The organism is Paenibacillus tundrae, assembly GCF_030812775.1.
Classification (GTDB): domain Bacteria; phylum Bacillota; class Bacilli; order Paenibacillales; family Paenibacillaceae; genus Paenibacillus; species Paenibacillus tundrae_A.
The window spans coordinates 113,319-134,955 of record NZ_JAUSTI010000011.1; the positions used below are offsets into that span (position 1 = coordinate 113,319).

At 48.4% G+C, this 21,637-nt stretch carries 16 protein-coding genes; 8 read left to right on the top strand and 8 right to left on the bottom strand.

What is annotated here, in order from left to right; all coding sequences use genetic code 11:
• Nucleotides 1-162 precede the first annotated feature (162 nt).
• The 7 genes from argC to argH all read left to right on the top strand — a co-directional run bounded on the left by argC (nucleotide 163) and on the right by argH (nucleotide 9,182).
• A complete protein-coding gene (argC, locus tag J2T19_RS19340; RefSeq protein ID WP_307218570.1) occupies nucleotides 163-1,212 on the top strand; it encodes an N-acetyl-gamma-glutamyl-phosphate reductase in 1,050 nt (349 codons plus the stop codon).
• A 124-nt stretch (nucleotides 1,213-1,336) separates the two neighbouring features.
• Nucleotides 1,337-2,575 carry a bifunctional glutamate N-acetyltransferase/amino-acid acetyltransferase ArgJ gene (gene argJ, locus J2T19_RS19345; protein WP_307218572.1) on the top strand — a complete coding sequence of 413 codons (1,239 nt, stop codon included), beginning with the start codon at nucleotides 1,337-1,339 and terminating at the stop codon, nucleotides 2,573-2,575.
• Nucleotides 2,576-2,781: 206 nt separating this feature from the next.
• The gene (gene argB, locus J2T19_RS19350) at nucleotides 2,782-3,621 is read left to right on the top strand and encodes an acetylglutamate kinase (protein WP_307218574.1); all 840 of its coding nucleotides are present in this window, start codon (nucleotides 2,782-2,784) and stop codon (nucleotides 3,619-3,621) included.
• A gap of 37 nt (nucleotides 3,622-3,658) precedes the next feature.
• Nucleotides 3,659-4,921: an acetylornithine transaminase gene (gene argD, locus J2T19_RS19355; RefSeq protein ID WP_307218576.1), complete on the top strand. Its 1,263-nt coding sequence runs from the start codon at nucleotides 3,659-3,661 to the stop codon at nucleotides 4,919-4,921.
• A gap of 229 nt (nucleotides 4,922-5,150) precedes the next feature.
• Nucleotides 5,151-6,119: an ornithine carbamoyltransferase gene (argF, locus tag J2T19_RS19360; RefSeq protein WP_307218578.1), complete on the top strand. Its 969-nt coding sequence runs from the start codon at nucleotides 5,151-5,153 to the stop codon at nucleotides 6,117-6,119.
• 95 nt (nucleotides 6,120-6,214) lie between these two features.
• A complete protein-coding gene (locus J2T19_RS19365; protein WP_307218580.1) occupies nucleotides 6,215-7,453 on the top strand; it encodes an argininosuccinate synthase in 1,239 nt (412 codons plus the stop codon).
• 325 nt (nucleotides 7,454-7,778) lie between these two features.
• Complete coding sequence (gene argH / locus J2T19_RS19370; protein ID WP_239293245.1) at nucleotides 7,779-9,182, top strand: argininosuccinate lyase; 1,404 nt, start codon at nucleotides 7,779-7,781, stop codon at nucleotides 9,180-9,182.
• A gap of 139 nt (nucleotides 9,183-9,321) precedes the next feature.
• Here the strand turns inward: argH and J2T19_RS19375 are convergent, their stop codons facing one another.
• The 7 genes from J2T19_RS19375 to allC form a co-directional block, all read right to left on the bottom strand.
• Nucleotides 9,322-10,677 (bottom strand): allantoinase, encoded by a 1,356-nt coding sequence (locus tag J2T19_RS19375; RefSeq protein ID WP_307218585.1) that lies wholly within the window; start codon nucleotides 10,675-10,677, stop codon nucleotides 9,322-9,324.
• 22 nt (nucleotides 10,678-10,699) lie between these two features.
• Nucleotides 10,700-12,094, bottom strand: a complete 1,395-nt coding sequence (locus J2T19_RS19380) for an NCS1 family transporter (protein WP_307218587.1) — start codon at nucleotides 12,092-12,094, stop codon at nucleotides 10,700-10,702.
• 307 nt (nucleotides 12,095-12,401) lie between these two features.
• On the bottom strand, nucleotides 12,402-13,277 hold the full coding sequence (locus J2T19_RS19385) for a fumarylacetoacetate hydrolase family protein (RefSeq protein ID WP_307218589.1): 876 nt from the start codon (nucleotides 13,275-13,277) through the stop codon (nucleotides 12,402-12,404).
• Nucleotides 13,274-14,608: an amidase gene (locus J2T19_RS19390; RefSeq protein WP_307218591.1), complete on the bottom strand. Its 1,335-nt coding sequence runs from the start codon at nucleotides 14,606-14,608 to the stop codon at nucleotides 13,274-13,276. The genes J2T19_RS19385 and J2T19_RS19390 overlap by 4 nt, the downstream gene beginning before the upstream one ends.
• A complete protein-coding gene (locus tag J2T19_RS19395; RefSeq protein WP_307218592.1) occupies nucleotides 14,605-16,014 on the bottom strand; it encodes a uracil/xanthine transporter in 1,410 nt (469 codons plus the stop codon). Before J2T19_RS19395 ends, J2T19_RS19390 begins: the two co-directional genes overlap by 4 nt.
• 259 nt (nucleotides 16,015-16,273) lie before the next feature.
• A complete protein-coding gene (locus tag J2T19_RS19400; protein WP_307218595.1) occupies nucleotides 16,274-17,494 on the bottom strand; it encodes a pyridoxal-phosphate-dependent aminotransferase family protein in 1,221 nt (406 codons plus the stop codon).
• A 25-nt stretch (nucleotides 17,495-17,519) separates the two neighbouring features.
• A complete protein-coding gene (allC, locus tag J2T19_RS19405) occupies nucleotides 17,520-18,767 on the bottom strand; it encodes an allantoate deiminase (protein ID WP_370874903.1) in 1,248 nt (415 codons plus the stop codon).
• Between the two features lie 168 nt (nucleotides 18,768-18,935).
• Between allC and J2T19_RS19410 the strand changes: the two genes are divergently transcribed.
• Complete coding sequence (locus J2T19_RS19410; RefSeq protein ID WP_307218597.1) at nucleotides 18,936-20,582, top strand: PucR family transcriptional regulator; 1,647 nt, start codon at nucleotides 18,936-18,938, stop codon at nucleotides 20,580-20,582.
• A gap of 165 nt (nucleotides 20,583-20,747) precedes the next feature.
• Here the strand turns inward: J2T19_RS19410 and J2T19_RS19415 are convergent, their stop codons facing one another.
• Nucleotides 20,748-21,536: an alpha/beta hydrolase gene (locus J2T19_RS19415; RefSeq protein ID WP_307218599.1), complete on the bottom strand. Its 789-nt coding sequence runs from the start codon at nucleotides 21,534-21,536 to the stop codon at nucleotides 20,748-20,750.
• Nucleotides 21,537-21,637 lie beyond the last annotated feature (101 nt).

Consider the following 21,637-nt stretch of genomic DNA (forward strand, 5'->3'; position numbering starts at 1 on the left):
AAAATCCATGTGAAATTGATGGTAGAGTGTTGTATTTATATAACTAGAGTCGTATAATAATACACAAATATGCATAGAAGCGACGGAATTATCGTGTGTTCGTCTTCCCTTAGACGAGGGCATGGTTGAAGTAGCGCATACAACGAGATTGGGGGAGCGAGAGTGAATAACAAATTAAGAGTGGCAATCGTCGGTTCCACCGGCTACGGCGGGGTGGAACTGATTCGTTTTTTACAGCATCATCCGCATGTTGAAATTACTTCGGTAATCTCTTCATCCAGCAGTGGTGAGTCCATCGCAGTTGGGTTTCCGCATTTGACGGGCGTGATTATCAGGCCACTTGATGGCGTGGATCCAGTGGAGATCGCAGGACGTGCAGACCTTGTGTTCACAGCGACTCCGTCCGGTGTAAGTGCGAAGCTTGTTCCTGGCCTGCTGGAAGCAGGGCTGAAAGTCATTGATCTGTCTGGTGATTTCAGAATCAAGGATGGAGCGGTGTACGAAGAGTGGTATAAACATCCGGCTCCTTCAGACGAACTATTACAACAAGCGGTATACGGTATGTGCGAATTGTACGGTGAAGAAGTGAAAGAGAAAGCATTCATTTCGAACCCGGGCTGTTATCCAACAGCGACATTGCTCGGATTAGTCCCTGCGGTGCAAGCTGGCTGGATTGACCCTTCAAGCATCATTATCGATGCGAAGTCGGGGGTATCGGGGGCAGGACGGGGAACGAATCTGGCGTACCATTATGCAGAGATGAATGAGAATTTCAAAGCCTATAAATTAAATAAACATCAACACATCCCAGAGATTGAACAAGTGTTAGGTCATGTTGCTGGATCGCCAGTAACGGTTACGTTTACGACACAGCTTGTGCCAATGACACGTGGAATTATGAGCACCATGTATGCAAGTTTAGTTGGAGAACATACAGATAGAGAACTGGTGGATCTTTACCGTCAGTTTTATGAAAACAGACCTTTTGTACGTGTACGTGAGCCAGGAATCTGGCCATCAACAAAAGAAGTCACTGGATCGAACTACTGTGATATCGGATTCTCCGTTGATCCACGTACAGGTCGCTTGACGATTGTTTCTGTCATTGACAACTTGGTAAAGGGCGCATCCGGCCAAGCGATTCAAAATTTGAACCTGATGATGGGATGGGAGGAAAACCTCGGGCTGAACATGACACCAGTATATCCATAAGATTGGAGGGTGTATTCAAGAGCATTTCTTATTCGTTGCTTTTTGACACGCATCCAGTAGGGATACGGAGTTATGTTATAGCGTACAATCGGTATGGAGCCGAACGCGAGACGGGGGATAATATATGGGAGCAAATGTAGGGCAACAGTCATTTACAATAATGGAGAACGGAACGATTGTAACTCCGAGCGGATTCACTGCCGGCGGACTGCACTGTGGATTGAAAAAAACATCACGTAACGACATCGGAGCTATTCGCTGCGACGTGCCAGCAACTGCTGCGGCAGTATACACAACGAATGTGTTTCAAGCTGCACCGCTAAAAGTAACACGTGAGAGCTTGAGCAATGGACGCCTTCAAGCGGTCATCGTCAATAGCGGCAATGCGAATGCATGTACAGGACAGCAAGGCGAAGAAGATGCGTATGCAATGCGCTCTGCGGCTGCGCGCGAACTTGGTGTAGCGGAGGAAGATGTGGCTGTTGCTTCTACAGGAGTCATTGGTGAGTTGCTGAAGATGGACGCGGTTCATTCGGGAATTACGGCACTTCCGGCACAACTGGGCAAGGAAGCCAATGAAGCGGAGCAATTTTCACAAGCGATTCTAACGACGGATTTGGTGAAAAAAGAAGCCTGCGTCTCCGTTGTTGTGAACGGTAAGACGGTTACGATTGCAGGAGCAGCCAAGGGGTCGGGTATGATTCATCCGAATATGGCGACCATGCTGGCGTTCATGACCTCTGACGCGGTCATTGGTGCTGAAGCGTTGCAGCGCTTGCTACGCCAAGCAACGAACCACACGTTCAACATGATTACGGTTGATGGAGACACCAGCACGAATGATATGCTCGTGGCGATGTCTAGCGGATATGCAGGGAACGAAGAGCTTACAATGGATCACCCGGATTGGGATGCATTTGCTGCTGGTTTTACCTATGTGTGCGAAGTGCTGGCTAAGGCTATCGCACGAGATGGTGAAGGTGCGACGAAGCTTGTTGAAGTTCAAGTTACAGGTGCAGTGAACGATGAATCTGCACAGGCCATTGCAAAGACGGTGATTGGTTCAAGCTTGGTGAAATCGGCGATGTTTGGCGCGGATGCAAACTGGGGACGAATCATTGCTGCAGTGGGGCGTGCGGGGCAACCGGTTAACCCGGATACGGTGGATATTCGACTCGGAGACATCTCCGTACTTGAGCAGTCTCGTCCAGTCGTATTTGACGAAGAAGCAGCATTAGCGTACTTACAGACGGATACAGTTCGCATTATTGTTGATCTGAACCACGGCGAAGGAACAGCGATCGCGTGGGGCTGTGATCTGACATATGACTATGTACGAATTAACGCAGCGTACCGCACATAAAAGCAACAATTAACCTTTACACGGTAACGGAGAATGCAGAACCAATCTGTAGAAGCGAAGCGTTCGCCTTTGTCTCCGGATTTTCCCCTTAGGAAGGGGATCAGAAAAATCTGGAGACAACAGCGATCGAAGGATGGTCTGCAGTCGAAGTGGTCGAGTGTAACAGTTTTATAGTTCATTTACAGAATTAGAAAGGAGCCATGCGCATGAACTCGACATTACAGAATGAAGAGACTGGAAACGAAGCTAGAGCCGAGAAGCAGATGTTCGTCATGAAATGCGGAGGCAGCACGCTTGCGGCGTTGCCTGAATCCTTTTTTGCCGATCTGCGTGATCTTCAATCTCAAGGAACTCAGCCTGTGATCGTACATGGTGGAGGCCCTGCAATCTCAGAGAACCTAGCGAAGCTGGGCATTGATACGGAATTCGTTAACGGCTTGCGTAAGACGACGGAGCCTGTACTCGATGTCGTAGAGATGGTTCTGGCAGGTAGCATCAACAAACAAATTGTACGTTTAATCCAACGTGTGGGTGGGCGTGCGCTCGGGTTATCAGGAGTAGACGGCGGTCTAATTCAAGCAAAACCTGTCAGCAACCATGCAGAGATCGGTTGGGTTGGCGATGTGACTAGTGTTCAGGCTGAGATTATCCAAGGTGTTGTGCAGATGGGGTATATGCCTGTCATTGCGCCTGTGGGTGTGGATGCCTCGGGGCAACGTTATAACATCAATGCCGATACAGCGGCAGGTGCGGTAGCTTCTCACCTGGGTGTCAGCCGAATGATCGTAGTCACTGACGTTCCAGGGATTATGAAGAGTGTGAATGGGGAGAAAAAAGTATTACCATCCGTCTCCGTACAGGAGATTGAAGATATGATTCAAACCGGTGAAATATACGGCGGGATGATTCCTAAAGTGCGAGCAGCTATCGCGTGTATTCATGGGGATGTGCGTGAGGTTGTCATCGTAGACGGTAGCGAGCCGCAGATTTTGAGCCGGGTGTTACAGGGAGAAACAATCGGAACGCGAATTATTCGGATGCAGTAGGGTTCTTATTTTAAATAGAGGATGGGAGTGAAAGGTGATGGCAAATAGTAAAGAACAAACAGCCACCGGCACAGCAGTGGCGGGCGCGGCTGTGACAGGAGCAGCATCAGCAACTCAGACAGAAAGCTCTCTTTTTCAAACCTATGCACGTTATCCTATTAGCTTAGTCAAGGGAAAAGGTAGCTGGCTGTGGGACGATCAGGGCAACCGTTATCTCGACTTCATGTGCGGATTGGCTGTAACGAGCCTTGGTCATGCACCAGAGAAGGTTGGCGCTAAGCTGAAAGCACAGATCGATGAGCTATGGCATGTATCTAACCTGTTCCAGATTCCGGGTCAAGAACGTGCAGCGGCTTTATTGACTGCGAATACGTGTGCAGATGCAGTATTCTTCTGCAATAGTGGTGCCGAGGCGAACGAAGCAGCGATTAAACTAGCTCGTCGCTATCACCAGAAGGTGAAGGGCGCAGATCGTTACGAGGTCATTACCTTTGCCCAATCCTTCCACGGACGGACATTGGCTACATTAACAGCGACAGGACAGGATAAGGTAAAAGAGGGCTTTTTACCTTTGCCAGCAGGATTTGTTACCGTCCCATTGCATGACAATGCAGCACTTGAAGCAGCGATTGGGCCACATACGGCGGCAATTATGCTGGAAATGGTGCAGGCTGAGGGCGGCGTGCATCCAGTTAAACCTGAATTCTTGCAGTTTGTAAAACAGCTATGCGAGAAGCATGGGTTGTTATTGATTGTGGATGAGGTACAAACAGGAATGGGGCGTACCGGTAAATTGTTCGCACATGAACATTACGGCATCGAACCAGACATTTTCACTGTAGCTAAAGGCATCGGTAGTGGCTTCCCTGTTGGAGCTATGCTAGGCAAAGGCTATCTGAAAGATGCATTTACCGCAGGTAGTCACGCAACCACATTTGGGGGTACGCCACTTGCTTCCTCGGTTGTCATTGCAACCATCGAAACGATGCTGGAAGATAAACTGCCTGAACGTGCAGCGGAGATGGGCGAATATCTGATGAGCTCCTTGAGAGAACGTTTGGCGGGAAATTCCTTTGTCAAAGAAGTTCGTGGAATGGGCTTGTTGGTCGGCATTGAATGTGAAGAAGCGGTTGGCGATATCGTGGTTGCAGGACAGAAACGTGGCATTTTGTTTGTATCTGCAGGGCCTAATGTCATTCGTCTGCTTCCAAACTTGTATGTGAGCAAAGAAGAGATCGATGAGGCAGTTTCCTTGGTGGCAACACTCATTGAAGAGCATGTCGCAGCGAAGAATGCCTAATCCGCAGGGATAGGTTTAGATAGCATTGATACTTGATACTTTTCAGAAAAATTGCTATTCCGGGGTCACGAACGACTCCGGTGTAGTATTCTGATAATGAATTCCCTGTAGCCGCGCGTTCATAGAGCATAAGTAGATCAATCACAGTCATGATAGGAAAAATTCAGGCTATTACTAACTTCTGCACATGCGGGTGCAGGGAACCGGAAATAAGGAGGACGTTATTAATATGACACAAGTGCAATCAACCGAGAAGGTTCAGAAGATCGACCTAAGAGGCCGGGACTTTATTGAATTCACCGATTATACGGCAGAAGAAATTCGTTATTTACTCGACCTTGCCATCGAGATCAAAGGCAAGCAAAAAAACGGTGTGCCTTTTCAGCCTTTGAAAGGTAAAACAATCGGACTGATTTTTGAAAAATCATCTACACGTACACGTGTATCTTTTGAAGTGGGTATGTTCCAGCTAGGTGGGCACGCACTCTTCTTGAGCAAAAATGATATCCAGCTCGGTCGCGGTGAAACGACGCATGATACGGCTAAAGTATTGTCCCGGTATCTTGACGGCATTATGATCCGTACCTTTGGACACCATAATGTAACTGAGTTGGCAGAACATGCAGATGTTCCTGTCATCAATGGATTGAGTGATGCGGCGCATCCATGCCAGGTGCTGGCGGATTTCCAAACGGTGCTGGAGCATAAAGGCAAACTTGCAGGTCTCAAAATGGCTTACGTCGGAGACGGTAATAACATGGCACACTCCCTGATGCTTGGCGCAGCTAAGATGGGGATGCATGTAGCTGTAGCGACTCCTGAAGGCTATGAGGCTGACAGTGCCATCGTAGAACAAGCACGCAGCATTGCACAGGAGAGCGGATCACAGGTTGTGGTAACGTATAGTGCCGAAGAAGCGGTCAAAGATGCGGATATCGTGTACACGGATGTGTGGGCGAGCATGGGCTTTGAGGAAGAACAGAAGATTCGTGAGCAAGCATTTGCTGCGTATCAGGTGAACGAAGAATTGATGAAGGTTGCGAAGCCGGACTACATGTTCCTGCACTGCCTCCCGGCTCACCGTGGAGAGGAAGTAAGCGCAGGGGTTATCGATGGGCCAAACTCCTTGATCTTCGATCAAGCAGAGAATCGTCTGCATGCTCAAAAAGCACTGATGGCTGCGTTAATGAGCGAATAGCCGAGATTTGCGTAAATGGGTTGATTTTAGACGCAGATTTCGCGATGATAGATTAAATATAGTGAGTAACTGAACTTGGGGAGGACCTATTAGACATGGCTAAGGAAAAAATCGTACTCGCCTATTCCGGCGGGTTGGACACATCTGTAATTTTGAAATGGTTGAAAGAGACTTATGATGCTGAGATTATCGCATTTACAGCAGATATCGGTCAGAAGGATGAATTGGACGGCTTGGAGGAGAAAGCACTGGCAACAGGTGCATCCAAAGTATACATCGATGATCTTCGTGACGAGTTCGCAAAAGACTTCATCTATCCTATGTTCCAAGCGGGTGCGCTCTATGAAGGACAATATTTGCTCGGTACAAGTATCGCACGTCCTTTGATTGCTAAACGTATGGTGGACATCGCTCGTGCAGAAGGTGCTACAGCAATTGCTCACGGTGCGACAGGTAAAGGGAATGACCAAGTTCGCTTTGAGTTGAACGCGGCTGCACTGACACCTGATATTGCAGTCATCGCGCCTTGGCGTCTGGAAGAATTCCGTAACCAATTCCCAGGACGTGCAGAGATGATTGCTTATGCTGAGAAACATGGTATTCCAGTAACGGCATCTGCGGCTAAACCTTACTCTACAGACCGTAACCTCTTGCATATCAGCTATGAGAGCGGTGTGCTCGAAGATCCTTGGTTCGATCCAAGTACGGACGAAAACAAAGACATGTTCTTGCTCAGCAGTGCACCTGAAGATGCACCAGATCAAGCAGAATATGTTGAACTGGAATTCGAACGAGGCGACTGTGTAGCTCTGAACGGTGAGCGTCTCAGCCCGCTGCAAGTCATGGAGCAACTCAACGAGCTGGGTGGCAAGCATGGTATTGGCCGTGTGGATATGGTCGAGAACCGTTTTGTCGGCATGAAGAGCCGTGGCGTGTACGAAACACCAGGCGGAACCATTCTGTTCACTGCACACCGCAAAATGGAATCCATCACGATGGATCGCGAAGTCATGAACCTGCGTGATAGTTTGATCACACGTTACAGCACGCTTGTATACAACGGCTTCTGGTTCGCGCCAGAGCGTCTGGCGCTGCAAGCTCTTGTGAGCGAAAGCCAGAAAAACGTAACGGGTACGGTTCGTGTGAAATTGTACAAAGGTAATGTTATCGGCGCTGGCGTGAAAAGCCCTGTCAGCTTGTACAACCCAGACATCGCAACGATGGAAGCTGATCCTACGCAAGCTTACGATCAAGGCGATGCAACAGGCTTTATCCGCCTGAACGCACTGCGTCTGAAAGTAAACTCCGGCGTGGAGCAAAACAAAAACAATTAATTACATGCTATATATTGAATAAAACATTTACACGAAAACGGAGAGACAGAAATAACCGGATGAAGCGAAGCGTTCGCTACAAGCTTTCTGTAAGAAAGCTACATCGGAAGCATAAGCTATCCCCGGATTTTCCCTTTAGAAAAGGGAATCAAAAAAAATCTGGGGGTAACAGCGATCAGGGGGTTGTTCTGTCATTGGAATGGTGAGTAGTAAGAGGTGTTTTAATTCAATGTATAGAGCCATCCAAATATAACTGACAAGGCAGGCCGTTCTTGCATATCTGGCAGGAGCGGCTTTGTCCATGAGCGAAAGGGGAGTACTCACCGTGAGCAAGCTTTGGGGAGGACGTTTTACCAAACAAACCAATCATCTAGTTGAGGAATATACCGCATCGATTAATTTTGACAAAGCATTGGCTGAGGAAGATATTCAAGGTAGCTTGGCCCATGTAACAATGCTGGGCAAATGCGGCATTCTGCCTGCGGAAGACGTGGAAACGATCAAAGAAGGTCTGATCACTGTTCTGCACAAAATTCGTGCTGGCGAAGTGGAATTCTCCGTATCTGACGAAGACATCCATATGAACATTGAGAAAAATCTGATTGAGACGATTGGCCCTGTAGGTGGCAAATTACATACAGGTCGTAGCCGGAATGACCAAGTGGCAACGGATATGCACTTGTATCTGCGCGAGCGCGTGGTTGGTTTTGTAGGGATGTTGCATGCCTTGCAGGAAGCGCTGATTGGACAAGCGAAAGATAACCTCGATACGATCGTACCGGGTTATACGCATCTTCAACGGGCACAGCCTATTCTGTTTGCCCATCACCTGATGGCTTATGTGTCGATGTTCCAACGGGATGCTGAACGTCTGATGGATAGCTATAAACGCATTAACGTTCTGCCACTTGGCGCGGGTGCGCTTGCTGGAACAACGTTCCCGATTGACCGTCATTTTGTAGCTGAACAACTGGGCTTTGATGGCGTATACGAAAATAGTTTGGATGCTGTGAGTGACCGTGACTTTATTGTTGAGTTCCTGGCGGCAGCATCCCTCATCATGACTCACTTGTCCCGCTTGAGTGAAGAATTGGTGCTGTGGAGCAGCACGGAATTTGGTTTCGTTGAACTGGATGATGCGTTCTGCACAGGCAGCAGCATTATGCCACAGAAGAAAAATCCAGATGTTCCTGAACTCGTTCGTGGGAAAACAGGGCGTGTGTACGGTAACCTGATCGGGTTGCTGACTGTGCTCAAATCTCTTCCGCTTGCCTACAACAAGGATATGCAGGAAGACAAAGAAGGCATGTTCGATACAGTGGCGACACTAGAAGGTGCATTGCAATTGTTTGCACCGATGATCGCTACAATGAAGGTAAACAAGGATCGCATGCGTCAGGCTGTGAACCAAGATTTCTCAAACGCAACGGATATTGCGGATTTCCTCGTAGGCGAGGGTTTGCCATTCCGTCAAGCGCATGAAGTGATTGGTAAGACCGTATTGTACTGCATCCAAAACGGCAAGTATTTGCTGGATCTGACGATTGATGAATTCCGTCAATTCTCCGAGCTGTTCGATGAGCGCATCTACGATGTGCTGCAACCAGAAGCTGTGGTTAACGCACGTAACGTTTACGGCGGTACAGCTTCAGGTCAAGTCGCTGAGGCCATTGGACGCAGTGAGAAGGTACTGGAGATCACGGAGCAATGGATTAAGAACCGGGGATAATATCGGAAGCTGATAGAGCGAGGATAGATAATCCCAATTGGTCGCTTTTTTAAAAAAATATGGATAAAAAAGAAGCAGGTTCAAGAGATAAATCTCTCTGACCTGCTTCTTTTTGTAATTCATAATGGATTTCCTTTATTTATGGCTTCTGCCAGCTGCCTTCATTCACCTCGGTGAGTACCTCGCCGCTGCGAACAACGACATGTCCACGGACGATGGTACCTATCACGCTGCTTGGGAATGAATGACCGATGTAGAGGCTTTGTTTGTGCTTAGCATAATAGTTCTCTTCTGTCACCGTAAACGTTTTGTTCAGATCCACGATGGCGAGATCAGCATCCATTCCAGTGACAATGCTGCCTTTACGCTCCGCAAGACCGAAGCGCTCTGCTGGATTGGATGCTGTCCAAGCGGCAACGTGCTCCAGCGGGATGTTGTTTGCTAATGCAAGTTCCAACGCTGACAGTAGGGTGAATTGTCCACCACTGATGCCACCCCACGCTTGGAAGAGGTTAAAATCTTCCGGATCCTTCATATCGTAAGGACAGGGCGAATGATCCGATGACAACATATCGAATTTTCCTTCGGCCAGCAGGGAAATGAGTCGTTGCTGTTCGTCTGCTTCCCGCAGCGGAGGAGCACACTTGGCGATGCTACCTTTTTCCCGCAAGCTATCGTGGTTAAAGAGCAAATAGTGTGGGCAGGTCTCGACTGTTACGTTCATACCGCGAGCTTTGGCAGCTTCAATACTCGCTACTGCTGCAGCAGAGCTGATATGCACGAAATGCAGTGCGCAGCCTGTTATTTCCGAATAGTATAGGGCGCGTTCTACAGCTTCGACTTCGGCGAGAATCGGACGGGTCTCCAGATAATCGTCGGCGCTGAAGAGTCCTGCTGCTTCTTTTTCTTCTTTTAGCCAGTTCGTGATCGCTGCACTCTCTGAATGTAGAGCCAGTACCTTACCTAAAGCTGCAATCTTCTTCATGCCCGTAAGCAGCGTCATGTCATCCACGGCTTCGAATTCTTTGTTGCCCGTTGTGGACAGAAATGCTTTGAACCCGATTACCCCCGACTCTGCCAGTGGTTGCAAGTCATTTTCATTCCCTGGCACGAGACCACCCCAGAGCCCGAAATCAACAAGTGATTTTTCGTTTCCGATCCGGGCTTTCTCCAACAGTGCCTCTTCATTCACCGTTGAGGGAATACCGTTCAGTGGCATATCGAAGAAGGTGGTGCAACCGCCTGCGGCCATCATAGCCGATCCAGTCGTAAAACCTTCCCAGTGCTCTCGTCCTGGTTCGCTGAAATGGACGTGTACGTCGATCATACCTGGAAACACATGAGAGCCATCTGCATCATAAGTATGCTCAGCCTCACCCTCCAGTTTGGCGGCAATTGCCGCGATTTTTCCATCTTTGATACCGACATCGACTTGCTTGACACCGTCCGGCAGCACTACGCTGCCGCCGCGTACAATCAGATCGTAACGTTCCATACACAACTCTCCTCTTCTGTGATTATTCGTAAATGGTGCCTTTTTTGAATGATGATCCTTTGAATGCGAATTTGCTGAGCAGTAGGTATGCAATGCCTGCTACGACGAATCCGATGATCCAGCCGACGTCAACCAGCAGGAACGCAGCTCCGGCTCCAATTAACATGGCTAGTAGGGCGCTCGGATTGTAGCCTTTGAATGAACCGTTGTCCAGATAGAGCTCGGTCGTATCTACCTTTTGCTTACGTAGGATGTAGTATTCGACTAGCATGATGGCCACGATCGGACCAAGGAAAGCGGAGTAGATCAGGATGAATGTGTTTAAACCTTGAGCGGAAGAATCCTGCACGAGTACCCATGGGAAGGAGCAGAGCGCAAGTAGTCCAGTGATAATGACAGATGTTTTGTATTTTAGCTTGGTAACAAGCGAGATGACGTAGGCTGGTGGCACGATATTGGCGACCATGTTAACAGCAACTGCCCCAATGACGATAAATGCGGATACAGCGACAGTGATATATGGATTGTCAACGATAACAGCGAACGCTTTAACGGGATTCGAAATTCCTGTTGCTGCGGCCATCATCGCTCCAATCGTGAGGACGAAGCCATATGCAATAACGATGGGGAGGAAGTAGAGCATGCTACGCTTTTTGTCACTGATGCCGCTCTTAAGCTCACGGGAATAGTCACCAGCACTTAGGAAGATTGCCGCATAGTTGCCCAGGAATACCATGATGAAAGCGAAGAATGGAAGTCCCCATGTGCCTTGCGCATTTACCCAATTTTCGGTGATCGCTGTGCTGTGAGAATTGAGCAATATACTGAAAACGTAGACGAGGGCTAGCATAATAACAACGGAGGCGAGGGTCTCTACCCACTTAATCGCATGAAAGCCATAAAGTGAAAGGATAATCTGAACTGCCTGCAATACGATGAAACAAATAACAACACTGTCAAAGCTACCGCCACTGAGCACTTTGACAATTTCGTTCAGTGCAGTTCCCCCGACCCAGCTCTGGAATCCGTACCAGACGATGGCGGGCACACCGCGTAAGAATGAGGAGATGATGGAGCCTTTGATGCCGAATGACATCCGCAATTGAACAACGTAAGGGATTCCCGTTCGGTAACCGAATCGATCGTTAATGGCAAAGATTACAGAAATAATGCCGATCGCAATCATAGCCGCTACGAACGTCTGAAACACATTGAGTGTAGCGACACCAGCGACAATGAGACTTGCTCCGAGTGTCATGTTACCGAGGTTCACGCCATCCCCGATCCACATAAACATGTAAGCGATCGACCCGATCGTTCTTTCGCTCTCCTGCTTCGGTTTCAGGGAGTCGTCCACACTGATGTTTTCTTGCAAGTGTGTCTCTTCCAGTACTCGACCTGCCAAATTCGTAGACATATTCCGCCCCACTCCTCTTCGTATTGGGTGAGCAAGGCTGATCGTTCTCATGTAAGTACACGAACCGTTCCGATCAGTCCTTTGTCCACACCACAGATGAATAAAATTATGTAAGATAACGTAACTCTTTTGTGTTATGTAATCTTACCTTGGATTTGTTATCCTTATTTTATCACCTTATACTCACAATTCATTGACAAAAACGTAGATTATGATGGGATTTTCTGTTCAAATTAAACAAAAAAATATTACGTTTAATGTCATGTTGTGTTGAGGGATTATATACGAATGTTCATGCAGACGATTTTTAATAGAAAGAGATTCCGTTTTCCACCGGATTGCTCAGTGTTTTTAACTCAGCAATCCGGCATTCCACCTCATCGCCAGCTTCAATTACGACTGAACCAGGTGTGCCTGTCAAAATGATATCTCCCGGATGTAATGTCATCATACGTGAAAGGAAAGAGATCAAGTACGAGGGCGAGAAGATCATCCGGTTAACGGTATTGTGGTGCATGACTTCGCCATTCAGTACTGTTTCGACCTTAAGATTAGGCAGATCAACGTATTCGTCAGGAGTGGATAGGCAGGAGCCAAGGCTCAGAAACGTGTCGAAGCTTTTGGCTCTTTGCATAAAACGAGGATTGCGCGCATGAATCTCCTTAGCCGTCATATCGAGAGAAGTGGTATAGCCAGCTACGTAATTCATAGCATCGTCCTCGCTAACATTTCTGCATGTCTGTCCAATAACGATCGCTAGCTCGGCCTCTGCCGTGACCTGTCCAGCTCCATCCGGTAGTTGAATTGCTTCGCCGGGGCCAATCAGCGACGTGTCGGGCTTGAGAAAGATGACAGGCTCATCCTCGGGAGGGCGTCCAGACAGCTCAATGGCTTTGGCTAGATAGTTCATGCCAACGCCAATCATTTTGCCGGGTTGACGGTATAACACGCGGTAAGATACATCGTGACCTGGCAGTGCAGGAAGAGCGGCGAGGGTCTCCTGTCCGCCACTAACGTACCAGTCTTGCAAAGTCTTCAGTTGTTGGTTTTGCAATAGTGTGAAAAGGTTTGTATGCCAATCTGAGTTTTGATCCTCATTCAGCCAAGTCAGTGGAATCACGCCACGATCTGTCAGGAACGCTGCTTGCTCCTGTCCTTGAAGTTCAATCGTTACTAGTTTCATGTGCGCACCTCTTCTGTGAAATGTTCTGCCATCCAACGTAGTAGTTTAAGATCGGTATTAGCGCCACCGATAAAGGATAGCCCGATGGGCAGTCCATCTTCGCGAATGACTGGCACGGTAACCTGAGGTAGACCCGTAAGCCCTGCGATACAAGAAAGTTGCATGGTCTTTGCTCGATAAGCCTCGGCTTGCGCACCTTGTAGCCCGAGCAGTGGAGCAGGGCCAGGAGCAGTCGGAATTGCTAGAAGTCCATCTTCGCCGAGCAGTTCAACAAGGCTACTCCGGATACGAATGCGTAGGTCACTCTCGTTGGTGTGTGCAGAAACCTCCAGTGAACAAGCCCATTCAAATCGTTCTGCGATGCCAGGGCCGAACGTTGGACGTTCCTTTATCAACCAATCGCTATGTTCATGGGCAATTTCTAACCCTTGAAGAACGCGGAACGCTGCCGACCAGTCTGCCAAGCTCTCCGTAGGTGCTGTTAATTGAATTGAAGTGCTGTCCTGCTTCCAGTTGGGCAGTTCGTACAGCTTCGAGAGTAGGGTCGAACGATCGTTTTCCTCTGGCAGACTCCAAGCTTCATCTGCAATGAGGAAACGCGAGAATGTTGGTTCAACATCGGATTCAGTATGTGCATCTTGGATGGCATTTGTTTTGCCCAATTCATCATCTTGAAGAGTTGCCGATCTATTTTCTAGTAGCACCTTGCCCACGTCTAACAGAATGTTCGGAGATTGGCTCATCCAGCCAACTGTATCGAAGCTACGTGCGAGTGGAATGACCCCTTCCGCAGATACGGCTCCATGTGTTGGTCGGAAGCCATACAGACCACAGTAGGATGATGGAATACGAACCGAACCACCTGTGTCTGTGCCTATGGCGAAATGAACCAGACCCGCCGCAGCTGCAACGGCTGAACCGCTTGATGATCCACCTGGTATTCGATCTGGTGCGAGGGGGTTGATTGGTGTGCCATAGTGAGCATTTTCTCCATTCAGACTGTACATCAATTCGTCCGTCTGCGTTGTGCCTATAAGTCTTGCGCCGCTGGCTAGTAAGGATAGCAGAGCGGGAGCGGTAGAATCCGCAGCTTCGTGCGTCCGAAGCCAATCGGGATTGCCTGCTCCACTGGTTACACCTTGAATATCAAAGACGTCTTTCACTGCGAATGTCAGCCCATTGAGCTCGCCCGTCCCAGTAGGAGGGAGTTGGACTGTGGCCTCCACAAATGCTCCCCATTGATCCTGGTTCGCCGAAGTGATCTCTGTCTCTGTCTCGGTTTCTGTGCCCAGTTTGAATTTCTCCGATTGATTCGCATTTATCCTTCTCATGACTGTTCTCCTTTCGGATTCAAATTAGAATTGAGTGTGCGTCCTGAGTGGTCATATGTTGGAGCTACAGGCCTTTGAACCTTGTTCGAAGCTAGTGTCTGATCCTGTTGGGATGAACCGGAGCGAAGTCGATCTAACACTAGTGCCAGTAAAATGCCAACGAGCAGGCCATTTCCGAGTAGCGGACGAAGCAGTGGTGGCAAGGAGGCGAAATATTCGGATGGCAATCCCATCACGATGACTCCAACGAAAAGAGGTGCTGCTGTCCGGTACAAGTTTGCTGCATCCATTCGAATCTGGCTGAAATACTGTAGTGATGAGCCGAGTAATCGCAGATATGTTACTAATAATACAGCACTTCCGATGCTGAGCGGCAGTTGGGTAAGTGCACTGCTGATCACCGGAATCAGACCGATCCCCGCGAATAGTAGACCGCCAATGATAAACGGAAGTCGGTCTCGAATACGGGTCTGTTGCAGAAAACCTACAGATGAAACGTAAGGAGCGTAGGGTACAAGTCCTAGTAGTCCCGACAGCACTGCAAGCACACCGCTAATCGTAAATGAACGTTTGTACTGCTTGGCAGAAGCTTCTTGTTCGTAAATGTGATCTGTTCCCTTCAGTGCGCCGAATGTATTCGAGGCATTGACCAGACCGGCGATGATCGCAATCATGACAACACCTGTGTTCAGGCCATGCCATGGATCACCGAGAGGGAACCAACCTATGTCGATTGTTCCTGCGCTGGAGGTTCCGCTATCTCTGCCGAAGATGAGTGTGTATAGCACCCATCCGCCCAAAATTCCAATCAGTAAGGCATACTGACCAATCGCAGGTCGGGCTTTTACAGATAAGACTGCGATGAAAACGGCCACGGCTGCTGCTAACAGGAAAATGGCTGGTTGAATCGTTGTTGCTTCGGTCGAAGATCCCGAGGAGATTCCGAGCATTCCTTCAAGAAAAATCATGTTTAGTCGGCAACCGAGAAGAAACATAAATACAGCCATCACGCCTGGTGTAAACAGCTTCGACAATGGAGCAGCGAGTCCGCAGATGCCGATTAGAATGGTGATGACACCTGAGATCATGATACCCACGGCTAGACTACCACCCAGCTCCGTTAGTGAGATACCAAGCGAAGGTGCAGCCGCGCTGAGGCTCAAAATAACACCCCACCACAAACCTGACTGTCCTTCCATGACAGATCTTTGATGTCCAAGAGCGGCTTGTACCACACAGGCGAGCCCTGTAAGAACAAACGAGCATTGGATTAAGAATTGTATTTTTTCTTGCGGTAATGCAAATGTCGCCCCGACCGTAATTGGAATAACGACTGTGTTTGTAAATAAGAAAAAGAGCCACTGCAGCCCAGCGAGTCCGGAGCCCAGCCGGATGATATTGTTCATATGTCACCTTCCGCTTGGAGTTTCGCCGAAACGGTCTTCGAGCAGTACAATGATGTGCCCGGCGTTCCTATAGCGAAGTCTTGTTTATGCAAAAGGATTCCGGACATGCCGGAATCCCATTTCTCTGTAAGTTTTAATGTATGCAGCTGAATCTTCGTGTTGTATCCTCTGGATTAAATCGTGATTATGTTTCTAACTGTGTTGCCCTAGATGAAAGTTTCAGACCTTGAATGTACTCACTCATACACCTGGATGTATTTTACTCATACACGTTAAGTGCTTCTTGTACTCCGCGCCCGATGACAATCGGAGCATTATGCCGGATGAGCACGGCTTCCAGTGCGGATAGTACGAATAGTACGTTTTCCTTGCGGCAGCTATAACCCATCGTACCGATTCGCCAGATCTGCCCATGTAGTGGGCCGAATGAGCTGGCAATCTCAATGCCGAACTGATGAAGTAGCATGTTTCGTACAGATTCACCATCGACGCCTTGTGGAATCTTCACGCAAGTTACCACAGGTAGCTTCCAAGCGACATCGTTAAATAATTCTAGCCCCATGCCGCGGATGCCCGCCATTAGCGCTTTTTCATGTAACTTATGGCGCTCGAAGCGCTCTTCGAGTCCTTCGTCTAGCAGGATACGTAGCCCCTCGCGTAACGCGTATAACATCGACGTTGCTTCGGTATGATGGTTCAGACGACGTGGTCCCCAGTAGTCCTGCAGCTGACTCAGATCAAAGTAGTTGCTGCGAATTGGGTGTGCAACGTCTCGGCGGTCACTGTCTAGTGCCACGCCTCGCTCTACCTTTTTCCGACTTGCCAGAATCTGCTCTACCCGCTCGTTGTACGTAACTGGCGCCATACCCGATGGTACGGATATGCACTTTTGTGTGCCGCCGATAACGGCATCAAGCTGCCATTCATCTACTTTGACTGGCGCACCGCCAATGGAGGCAACCGCGTCCACGACTGTCAGCACACCAAGCTCACGGCAAGCTGGGCCAATTAGATCCAGTGGCTGCATGCAGCCTGTTGAAGTTTCGCCGTGTACAATGGCTACAATTTTCGGTTGTACCCGTTTAACCTCATCAATTACAGCCTGCTGGTCGAATACTTCTCCCCAAGGACATTCCATCAGATGCAGCTCGGCACCGTGGCGCTCGGCGATTTCTGTCAGCAGATGACCGAAACGACCAAAGATGGGTACGAGCACTTTGTCACCAGACTCAATTAGGCTGCACAGTACTGCTTCCAGTCCAGAACGGGAAGTGCCGTCAACCGGGAAAGCCCATTGGTTCTTCGTTTGAAACGTTTGTCTTAACATATCCATCGTCTCGTTCATCATTTGCGTGAACGCTGGATCGAATTGACCCAGAATCGGTGTTGCCATTGCTCGCAGGACTCTCGGATCTACTTCGACCGGCCCTGGTGTCATGATTGTTCTCAAAGGTGCATGGATTTCCCGGTACTTCGTCATCTCGTAACCGCCTCCTGAATGTATATTAATATGCCAATTGATGTAGTAGGTCGATCAGCAAGCGTACGCCGCGCTGCAAATCTTCTGTATCGGTAAACTCTGCGGGGGAGTGGCTAATGCCGCCTCGGCTTGGTACAAATAACAGTGCTGTCGGACAATATGTTCCGAATACTTGTGAATCATGTCCCGCGCCACTGGTCATCACTTGGTATGAAATACCTTCACGCTTTAAAATGCTCTCAGTCGCCGCGTTCAGTGCTGAATCCATTGCAACTGGAGGTTCATCCATCCACTTATGGTAAGCGATGCGTGTTCCGTGTTGGGCTGCGACAGCCTCAAATTCATTGAAGCATTCCTCGCAAAATGTTCGAATGGTCTCTGTGTCACTGTGGCGTACATCTAGGCTGAAGGTGACCTCGCGTGCAATGACATTACCGACGTTAGGTTTGGCATCTAATCGTCCAACTGTGGCTACCAATCCGTCTTCATGTGAATTGGCTCGGTGCATTAATATTCGAATCAACTCAGCTGTGGTAAACATGGCATCATGACGCCACTTCATTGGGGTAGTACCCGCATGATTGCTCTCGCCATGCACGGTGATATCGTAGCGGCGTTGTCCAACGATATGACTGACAACACCGATTGATTTCTTCTCTCGTTCCAATACTTGGCCTTGCTCAATATGCAATTCAATAAAACATTCAAGGTCACTTCGCTGAGGTTGTGGATGCTGTCCTAATCCGAACCCGACATTGTACATCGCCTGTTCAAACAGCATACCGCTCGCGTCTTTTAAATTATGAATAGCTTTGCGGCTTTTGGTGCCGGTTATATTACCTGAACCCCAATAGGTCATCGGGAAGCGGCTTCCCTCTTCTTCACAGAGTGAGACAACCTCAATGGGTTTAAGCGGCTGACCGTATTGCGTTAGCAAATGTTCCACGGCAATGAGTGCAGCGACGATTCCGTAGGCTCCGTCGTATTTTCCGCCTCCTATAACTGTATCCACATGAGATCCGGTCAGTACAACCCGTGCCTCGGGGTCACGTCCAGCGGCATGCCCGAACAAGTTACCAACATCATCGTAATGCACCTGTAGCCCGAGGTCGTTCATTTTGGCTTCAATGGCTCGTTGAGCTGCGATCCAAGCTGGGTCATAGAGCAGACGGCTCACGCCATTTCGCTCATCTTTGCCATATGAAGCCAGCCATTCGATCATGTTTTCGACCTGCTCGGATAAGGCAGACGGCTTCGGTTGTTTGATTATCAATGCAATCTCCCCCATTCCGGCAGCATAATCTTTCCAACCGGTGTTATATTAATTAACTTGGAATTGTGTTTAATTAATCGTAGAATAAAACAAAAGGGAAATCATTCACGAAAATGTAGAAGAATAACAGGATTCATTGGACATGTTAACCAAAGGGGCGCAAGAAGGATGAAAATGAATGAGCTACTGAAGCTGCCGGTGTTTGACGGAACCATCATTGTCGCAGGAGCAACGGGTTTGAACAGGGAAGTTCATACAGTCAATATGATGGATGCCCCGGATATCATACCGTACTTGAAAAAGAATGAACTACTCATTACGACAGCTTTTCATTTTAAAGATGACCTGCCAGCTCTGCTTGAACTAATCGGGGAGATGAGTCGCCAAGACTGTACTGGGCTTGGTATCAAAAGCAAACGCTACCTCGGCAACATTCCTGAATCAGCAATTCAGCTAGCGAACGAGCTGCATCTTCCTTTGATGGAGCTACCTGTCGATCCTTCACTTGGCGATATTGTTAACAAATCACTAAGTCATATCCTCGATGTACAAACGACCGAGCTGCATAATGCCATACAGACTCACCGACAGTTCACCCAGCAGATTATGAGCGGCCAAGGCATCCCGAAGTTGCTGGATCAGTTGTCCTCTTTACTTCGCTTGCCGGTTCTTCTGCTAGGTCCTTACCTTCAGCCCATCTATGGTCGATTCTCCGCGACCACCGCAGCGCATATTGAAGCGTTGTTGTCTGGCGGAGGGCATTTTCACGTAGCACCATCCGTTTTCTCAGCATTCTCTCTATTGAGTGAGAAGCGAGAAACACTGACATTGTTTCCGGTGTATACCCATAGACAATTACATTTTCTTTGTATAGAAGGCTTAGTTACGCCGTCTGAACGTTCGAATATTTTGACTATAGAACAGGCAACTAACGTGATTGCGTTTGAATTAATGAAGGATAATGCGCTCAAGCAGAATCGCCGCCGCATCCAGAACGAATTTTTTGCTAATTTTATCGGTGGAGCATTCTCTAGTAGTGAGGAAATTGCGAGTCGGGGGCGTGAATTTGGACTGTCCAGCGACCAGCGTTATCTATGTGCTGTAGGTAAGTTTGATGGTACAGATCGAACCACCTCATTCATGCAGTATAAGGCTGAACAGGATCGGATTGCCGAACATCTTGAAGGGGAACTGACCCATTTTCGATATCCATTACATTTGTTCACTCATGATCGCGCCTACGTTCTATTGATGCCGCTGGTTGAGGAGTGGAAGACGGTTAAACCTATCTTTGTCGCACTGCTAGAGCGTCTTCAGGGTAAAATTGCTATCCATTACGGATCGGAGTTATCGTTTGGCTTCAGTAGCTATGCTCAGCCGCTTGCTCAGATCCCTGTTTCTTATAAAGAGGCCAATGAAGCTCTATACTTCGGTGGAATTGCGGGCAAAATGCGTTTTATCGAGATGTATCAGCCGAAGGAAGTCCCTGAGATTTTACGTATGATCCCTCACGAGCACCTACACAAATTCTATGCCGATACGATGCAGGGATTCGAGGATGAGACGATTAAGGATCATCATATGCTGCTTCATACGTTGTCTGTTTATCTGGAAACGCATTGTCATCTGGCTGAAACAGCGAAACGACTTTACATTCATCGCAACACAGTGATTTATCGATTAGAGAAATGCGAGGAGATTATCGGTCGCAGTCTGAAAGATCCAGAAGAAACGTTGCGTCTACGTATGGCATTCCGAATCAAGGCGCTATTGCCAACGGAAGGGATGGCAGAGGGGGGAAGCGAGCCAAGGTGACAGTAGTTTTTCATGTGTAATCAGATCAAGCGATTGAATGAATACTTCGTATTATGAGAGGAGAACATAGCGGCTTTAAGGGATGATCCTGCAAGAGCTATGTTTTCCCCGTTTCCTCTCAAAAAGCACAATTACATTCTTTGTACGTCATACCTCACATAACCGCTAGTCTCGTTTGGACAAAGGAAGCCATTTTAATACGTCTTGAATCTTCGCATCCCAATAACCCCATTCGTGTGCCCCCGCTTCTTCCTCGTACGTCAGTTTGAGGTCCGTCTGCTCGCAGGCTTGCCGGAAGGACTGGTTATCTTCATAGAGGAAGTCTTCCGTTCCACAGCACTGGTAGAGCAATGGCTTTGCCCCTTGAATATGTTGACTTTCCTGAAGCAAATGAAGCAGATCGTTCTCTGATCCCGCCATATTTGAACCGAATATTCGTTTCATCTCAGCCTGCTGCAATGCAGATCCTTCCGTGTTGTTCAGGTGAGCAACCATGTCGAGTGCACCCGATAAGCTAGCAGCGGCCGCATATTGCTCTGGTTTACGAAGTGCGAGCTTGAACGCACCGTAGCCACCCATGGATAGACCCGCAACAAAGTTGTCCTCACGTTGATGGGATAGTGGGAAGAATGAACGGGCAAGTGTTGGCAGTTCTTCGCTGATAAATGTCCAATAACATCCGCCCTCAGCCATGTCTGTGTAGAAGCTACGGTGAACCTGTGGCATGACAACGGCAATACCGAGGTTAGCAACATAACGTTCAATGGATGTTCTACGTAGCCAGATGGAATCATCGTCCGAAAGACCGTGTAACAAGTAGAGGGTAGGGTGTAATCCTTGTCCTGTCACATTCTGCATGCCAATCTGAGTATGCGTCTGTTGTGGCAAAATAACATGCATACTCGTGCTTAGTCCAAGTGTGTCCGAATAAAAATCACATTTAATAAGTGCCATCTGATAAAGTAACCCCTTTCATAAGTCCGATATGTAGCCGTTCCATTTTTCCCGTTTGGAAGCCGAGGGATAGTAGTTCCTAATGAAGCGTAGTATCTATT

What these genes read in the sequence shown, in the direction of transcription:
- argF (WP_307218578.1), top strand. Translation starts at nt 5,151, where the DNA reads ATGACACAAGTGCAATCAACCGAGAAGGTTCAGAAGATCGACCTAAGA.
- J2T19_RS19415 (WP_307218599.1), bottom strand. Translation starts at nt 21,536, where the DNA reads ATGGCACTTATTAAATGTGATTTTTATTCGGACACACTTGGACTAAGC.
- argB (WP_307218574.1), top strand. Translation starts at nt 2,782, where the DNA reads ATGAACTCGACATTACAGAATGAAGAGACTGGAAACGAAGCTAGAGCC.
- J2T19_RS19365 (WP_307218580.1), top strand. Translation starts at nt 6,215, where the DNA reads ATGGCTAAGGAAAAAATCGTACTCGCCTATTCCGGCGGGTTGGACACA.
- argD (WP_307218576.1), top strand. Translation starts at nt 3,659, where the DNA reads ATGGCAAATAGTAAAGAACAAACAGCCACCGGCACAGCAGTGGCGGGC.
- J2T19_RS19400 (WP_307218595.1), bottom strand. Translation starts at nt 17,494, where the DNA reads ATGACGAAGTACCGGGAAATCCATGCACCTTTGAGAACAATCATGACA.
- J2T19_RS19385 (WP_307218589.1), bottom strand. Translation starts at nt 13,277, where the DNA reads ATGAAACTAGTAACGATTGAACTTCAAGGACAGGAGCAAGCAGCGTTC.
- argJ (WP_307218572.1), top strand. Translation starts at nt 1,337, where the DNA reads ATGGGAGCAAATGTAGGGCAACAGTCATTTACAATAATGGAGAACGGA.
- J2T19_RS19410 (WP_307218597.1), top strand. Translation starts at nt 18,936, where the DNA reads ATGAAAATGAATGAGCTACTGAAGCTGCCGGTGTTTGACGGAACCATC.
- J2T19_RS19380 (WP_307218587.1), bottom strand. Translation starts at nt 12,094, where the DNA reads ATGTCTACGAATTTGGCAGGTCGAGTACTGGAAGAGACACACTTGCAA.
- J2T19_RS19390 (WP_307218591.1), bottom strand. Translation starts at nt 14,608, where the DNA reads ATGAGAAGGATAAATGCGAATCAATCGGAGAAATTCAAACTGGGCACA.
- J2T19_RS19375 (WP_307218585.1), bottom strand. Translation starts at nt 10,677, where the DNA reads ATGGAACGTTACGATCTGATTGTACGCGGCGGCAGCGTAGTGCTGCCG.
- J2T19_RS19395 (WP_307218592.1), bottom strand. Translation starts at nt 16,014, where the DNA reads ATGAACAATATCATCCGGCTGGGCTCCGGACTCGCTGGGCTGCAGTGG.